This window comes from Limnospira sp. PMC 289.06, assembly GCF_032350395.1.
Taxonomy (GTDB): Bacteria; Cyanobacteriota; Cyanobacteriia; order Cyanobacteriales; family Microcoleaceae; genus Limnospira; species Limnospira platensis.
In genome coordinates this window covers 61,138-66,502 of the sequence record NZ_JARPLC010000014.1, presented here as the reverse complement: position 1 = coordinate 66,502, position 5,365 = coordinate 61,138, and the positions used below count along the sequence as shown (strand labels likewise).

The window sequence follows — 5,365 nt, the reverse complement described above, 5'->3', positions numbered from 1 at the left end:
GCCGCTATCGCTGTCAGGATAAGGGTTTATAGTTAACACGCTCTGACGGAATTAAACCGGATAATTAAACCCAGTGTTGTGCCTGATGTTACGAAATGTTAGCGCCATGAGATTTAAGCCAGTAATGACACTACCTCAACAGCAGATTCAGCTCCATTGAGCTTCTGTAGGGTGTCAAATTGACACTTACCCGAATATTGAGATCTGACGCACCGAACTCTGTTGTAGTTGCGATCGCCCCAAAAGCCGGGCTCAAGTTTGACAATTATTGCTCAGAACCGAGTACAATGGTTATATGTGTGCGAGACGTTTAGAGGTGAAACAGGGTTGATATATCTGAAATAACCCGTAGGGTGCGTCACATAGATCAACCATTGGGGGAAAGGAAACGCTTTCTGATGTGACGCACGCGGAAAGGGAAGTTAGCCCCTTCCAGGCATTGTCAATCAATGCTAAGGAATGTTCAGCTTAAATGAATCCGCAAAACATGATCGGACAATATTTATCAAAAAGGGTTTAGTGAACCGACGATCTTTCCTGTGGGGAACAAGTCTATTAGCACTGGTGGAATTAATCGGGGGATGTGATACGCCCACAGATTTTCGGGTCGAGTTGCTAAATGGTTCTGTTCCCGTTCAACTGGTAAACCGCTTTCGCCGCCAACACCCGCAGCGGCCGGGGTTAAATTTTGTACCCAAATTTAATCTCGAAGACCTCTACCAGCAATTACAAGCCGAAGCCATTAGCAACTCCGCGCTATTAGTCATGATTGGCGACTATTGGCTATCAGCAGCCATTAGAGAGGAGTTAATCGAACCCCTCAACCCAGAGGATTTATCCCAGTGGCAGCAATTACCCCAAAACTGGCAAAATCTAGTTAGACGAAACCAAAACGGAGAATTGAGCGACTCCCTAGAAGGTAATATTTGGGGGGCCCCTTATCGCTGGGGGACAACAGCGATCGCTTATCGGGTTGATAAGTTTGAGAAATTAGGCTGGACTCCCACCGACTGGGAAGACCTATGGCGGTCCGAGTGCAAGGGTCGCATCTCCCTATTAAATCAAGGGCGAGAGGTGATTGGTTTAACCCTGAAAAAATTGGGCTACTCCTACAACACCCCTGATCTCGATCTAGTTCCCGACTTGAAGGCACAATTGGAACAACTACACCAAAATGTCCGCCTCTATGATTCTGATAATTATCTCAAACCCCTAATTTTGGGCGATACTTGGCTGGCTGTCGGTTGGTCAGGAGATATTTCCCCCCAACTGCAACGACAACATAATATAGCGATCGCTATCCCTAAATCCGGTACGGCCCTATGGTCAGATGTGTGGGTCAAACCTAAAGCCACCAGTGCCACTAATAACCCCCTAGTGCAAGCCTGGATTGATTTTTGTTGGCAACCCGAAATAGCCACCCAAATGTCATTATTGACTGGCGCAACCTCCCCCATAGTTTGGGGAATGCCACGAGCCGATTTACCCAAGGATTTACGGGAAAATCCGCAACTGTTACCAGATACCGACATTTTAGATCGCAGTGAATTTTTGCTGCCCCTAACTGTTGCCAGTATGCAACAATATCAGCGCCTCTGGCACGAAATCCGTTCCGTAGTGCGATCGTAGATCCTTCCCCGGCTACAAAGCTAGTAATACACTGATGATGATAATAATCACAATAGCCACCCCTAGGGCGTTTCTTTGCACCCATTCACCCACAGAGTGTGGAAATCTCACCTGACTGTTGAGTGAAGGCTGAGGCACAATGGGTTTACTCTGGTCTTGATAGAGTGTGCATTCCCTGGCATAAGGACGCTTAGGAAAATTACAGGTGTCGTCTTGATGATAAAGACAACTCTGGCAGAGAAACTCCCCTTGATCAGCGCGGTGTAACGGAATACCCGGATGACCAAAGGCCTTGAGTTCATATTTGCAGTAAGGACAGGCGATCGCCTGAGAATCAACGGGTTGACGACAACGGGGACATTCTGGCATAGGAAAATCAATAGCGATCGACAGTAGGGGGCTTTCAACAAAAAAAGTGAAAAGTGATACAGTTTGTTTGACCGTAAATCTAGCTTAAATTTTACTAGATACTTAAAAACCTATGGATGACAACAATTTACTCAAACAGCTTTTGATGATTGGTATTGGCACCACCTCCCTGGTAGCCGAGAAATTGCAGGAGGTTACAGATCAGTGGGTCAAAGAGGGAACCCTTAACCCAGATGATGCTAAACGCTTTATTGACGAGATGATGCAGCGCCTGAAAATGGATCAGCAAAGCCTGGAAGATTTGATGCAGCGTCAGATTAAAAATATGATGCAGGATATCGGTGTTCCCCGCCAGGCAGAACTTGATGAGTTGCGGGGACGCTTGGACCGTTTAGAACGTCAAATGCGAGATTTGGAAAATCGCCACTGGCGCTAACAACCATAAGCTGTCAAACTGGAATAGTCACTATCGGTTTTTCTGGCAAACTTCAGGTGTACTCAATGGGGTCATGTTCATCAAAACTTAGGAAGCCAGAACCCTTGGCTATGTCCCCATGGCGGAATGACTCCCCTTGATGTATCTGAATCAACAGAGTTAGCCGATTTTTGGTAAAATGATTTTCCCTAACTTCACTTAGGAGGACGATAAAAGGTGCGAGAAATTTTGATCAGCTTTGGGGTAATTGTAGCCTGTTCCCTGGTTCTCATTGTTGCTCAAATTACCTATTCTGGACAAGAAGCTAATGCTTCCAATATGGGAACCCAGGTCACACCTGAAACCTCGATTCCTGTTCAAGAAAAGAAGGTTTCTACTAATTCCTTGCTGTCAGGAGGTATAGCAGCACCGACAGCTAATTTCACCATTGCTCAAAATATGACAAATACAGAAGAAAACCTAGTTACAACAGATTCCGGCCTCCAGTATGTGGATTTACAGAAGGGAACTGGTGCTAGTCCACAACGTGGTCAGACAGTTACGGTTCACTATACCGGAACTCTTGAAGATGGCACTAAGTTCGACAGTTCCCGCGATCGCAATCAGCCCTTTTCCTTTACAATTGGGGTCGGTCAAGTCATTAAAGGCTGGGATGAGGGAGTCGCCTCTATGCAAGTGGGGGGACGCAGAAAACTGATTATCCCTGCTGATTTGGGATATGGCGATCGCGGTGCGGGTGGCGTGATTCCTCCTAATGCTACCTTGATTTTTGATGTGGAATTGTTGAAAATTTCCTGATAGCAACTGAGGGAGGCTCACAGCTAAACTAGGGCAAAATTGACTCACCATCCAGATTTCACCCGGTTAGCGATCGCTGGATTTGCCCTGGTTTTCCCTACACCCACACTTGACAAAACCCTTGATTAATGGTAGAGATTTAAAAATTTTTGATCAATCACCTTTCCCAACCCTAGGCTTGGTATAACCCTGGTGCTTCCAAGGTACAATGGCTGTTTGATTAATTAACAGATCTGTCTGGGCTGTCAATATCCTAAATTTGGCATCTAGGCATGACTTATTTTAACTTAGGAGTCGAGGAACAGATTGCTTGTGGAAAAAATTAGGATCGCCATTGTTGGTATTGGTAACTGTGCGAGTTCTTTAATCCAAGGGATTGAATATTATCGCGACAAAAATCCCCAAGATGCCATCGGACTTATGCACTGGGAAATTGGCGGCTACAAACCTTCTGATATGGAAGTTGTCGCCGCCTTTGATATTGATCGCAGAAAAGTTGGTATAGATGTAGCAGAGGCAATTTTTGCCCCCCCTAACTGCACCACAGTTTTCTGTTCTCATGTTCCCCCAACTGGGGTTAATGTGTCAATGGGTCGCATTCTCGATGGTGTAGCAGAACACATGGTTGATGTAGACGAACGCTACAGCTTTCAACCCAGCGATAAACCCCAACCCTCGAAAGCAGAAGTAGTCAAAATTTTACAAGACTCCCGATCCGAAATTCTAGTTAATTATCTGCCTGTTGGCTCCCAGGAAGCCACCGAATTTTATGCCGAATGTGCCTTAGATGCCGGGGTCGGTTTCGTCAACTGTATTCCCGTGTTCATCGCCAGCAACCCTCTCTGGGAGGAGAAATTTAGACTTAATAAGGTTCCCATTATCGGCGATGATATTAAATCCCAATTAGGTGCAACCATCACTCACCGCGCCTTAGCTAATCAATTCCAAAAGCGAGGAGTCAAAATCGATCGCACCTACCAAATTAACACTGGCGGAAATACAGACTTTCTGAATATGTTAGACCGCCGCCGCCTCGACTCTAAAAAAGAGTCCAAAACTGAGGCAGTTCAGAGTGTGGTGCGAGAACGTCTCGCCAACGAAAATATCCACGTCGGACCTAGCGATTATGTTCCCTGGCAAAAGGATAACAAAGTTTGCTTTATCCGCATGGAAGGACGACTATTTGGAGATGTTCCCATGAACATCGAATTACGTTTGTCTGTAGAAGATTCTCCTAACTCAGCCGGAGTAGTTATAGATGCTATCCGCTGCTGTAAATTAGCACTAGACAGGGGTCTTGGTGGAGTTTTGGACTCTCCCTCATCCTTTTTTATGAAGCATCCACCAAAACAGTTAGTTGATGACGAAGCATACGAAATGACGGAACGATTTATCGCCAACCCATCCTAAAAATGGGGATAGGGAAAAAAACTCTGGGAAACCCGTTAACCTTCGGGTTCCTAGGGTATCTAGTTCTGTTTATGTTCCAGTTCAGCCTGTCGCAAGGCTTCCAAAACTGACCCGGCGACAAATCCCATCATGCTACCTGCTACAGCATAGGTTTGGGGATGTCGGGACTGACTGTAGCCAACATCATTATGAACAGAAACAACGCCACAGCATTGATAGGGTTTTGCTGCTATATGAGAAACAGCCAAACCAAACACAGACCCTATACCAGCCATGATAATTCCCGAAAAAATCACTAGCCTTATATTCATAGAAACTCCTGGGTCGGAAACCCCGTCCTTTCAGCACGGCTTTACAAGTAAACCGGCTATCTTCACCGTAACAGAGAATCATGCTATAGGGGCCAAAAATTAACGAAAATTAACCATACTCCCTCAATTTGGGTCGGCTAGTTAGCGTTACCTATCGCGAAAATTGCCTAGAGAAAGATAAAGGAACCAATCAGCATGAAAAGTGTACCAAAGAAGAGTATATGATTAATCCAATCATCGGATGACCAATCTTTAAACATTAGTTAATTGCTCGATTAATAAGGGTTGATTTTGATGGGGTAAAGGGTGCTATATTATAACCCCTAATCCGGTTTTTTTCAATAGGTGGGTAGACCTGTAGGGTGCGTCAGAAGGATAAAATCTAATATTGACGGGAATATAGATAAGTGAC

At 45.2% G+C, this 5,365-nt stretch carries 6 protein-coding genes; 4 read left to right on the top strand and 2 right to left on the bottom strand.

Annotation, left to right across the window (positions count from 1 at the left end; genetic code table 11):
* The first annotated feature begins 459 nt into the window (after positions 1-459).
* Positions 460-1,629, top strand: coding sequence for an extracellular solute-binding protein (locus P5674_RS05415; RefSeq protein ID WP_006619442.1), 1,170 nt, complete (start codon positions 460-462; stop codon positions 1,627-1,629).
* A 12-nt stretch (positions 1,630-1,641) separates the two neighbouring features.
* Here the strand turns inward: P5674_RS05415 and P5674_RS05410 are convergent, their stop codons facing one another.
* On the bottom strand, positions 1,642-1,998 hold the full coding sequence (locus P5674_RS05410) for a zinc ribbon domain-containing protein (protein ID WP_006619441.1): 357 nt from the start codon (positions 1,996-1,998) through the stop codon (positions 1,642-1,644).
* A 112-nt stretch (positions 1,999-2,110) separates the two neighbouring features.
* Between P5674_RS05410 and P5674_RS05405 the strand changes: the two genes are divergently transcribed.
* The 3 genes from P5674_RS05405 (at position 2,111) to P5674_RS05395 (ending at position 4,642) form a co-directional block, all read left to right on the top strand.
* Complete coding sequence (locus P5674_RS05405; RefSeq protein WP_006619440.1) at positions 2,111-2,434, top strand: phasin family protein; 324 nt, start codon at positions 2,111-2,113, stop codon at positions 2,432-2,434.
* Positions 2,435-2,650: 216 nt separating this feature from the next.
* Positions 2,651-3,232 carry an FKBP-type peptidyl-prolyl cis-trans isomerase gene (locus P5674_RS05400; protein WP_006619439.1) on the top strand — a complete coding sequence of 194 codons (582 nt, stop codon included), beginning with the start codon at positions 2,651-2,653 and terminating at the stop codon, positions 3,230-3,232.
* Positions 3,233-3,544: 312 nt separating this feature from the next.
* Complete coding sequence (locus P5674_RS05395; RefSeq protein WP_014274904.1) at positions 3,545-4,642, top strand: inositol-3-phosphate synthase; 1,098 nt, start codon at positions 3,545-3,547, stop codon at positions 4,640-4,642.
* A 59-nt stretch (positions 4,643-4,701) separates the two neighbouring features.
* On the opposite strand, the gene P5674_RS05390 is transcribed toward P5674_RS05395, so the two are convergent.
* Positions 4,702-4,953 carry a hypothetical protein gene (locus P5674_RS05390; RefSeq protein WP_006619437.1) on the bottom strand — a complete coding sequence of 84 codons (252 nt, stop codon included), beginning with the start codon at positions 4,951-4,953 and terminating at the stop codon, positions 4,702-4,704.
* Positions 4,954-5,365: the final 412 nt, after the last annotated feature.

What these genes read in the sequence shown, in the direction of transcription:
- P5674_RS05415 (WP_006619442.1), top strand. Translation starts at nt 460, where the DNA reads ATGTTCAGCTTAAATGAATCCGCAAAACATGATCGGACAATATTTATC.
- P5674_RS05390 (WP_006619437.1), bottom strand. Translation starts at nt 4,953, where the DNA reads ATGAATATAAGGCTAGTGATTTTTTCGGGAATTATCATGGCTGGTATA.
- P5674_RS05410 (WP_006619441.1), bottom strand. Translation starts at nt 1,998, where the DNA reads ATGCCAGAATGTCCCCGTTGTCGTCAACCCGTTGATTCTCAGGCGATC.
- P5674_RS05405 (WP_006619440.1), top strand. Translation starts at nt 2,111, where the DNA reads ATGGATGACAACAATTTACTCAAACAGCTTTTGATGATTGGTATTGGC.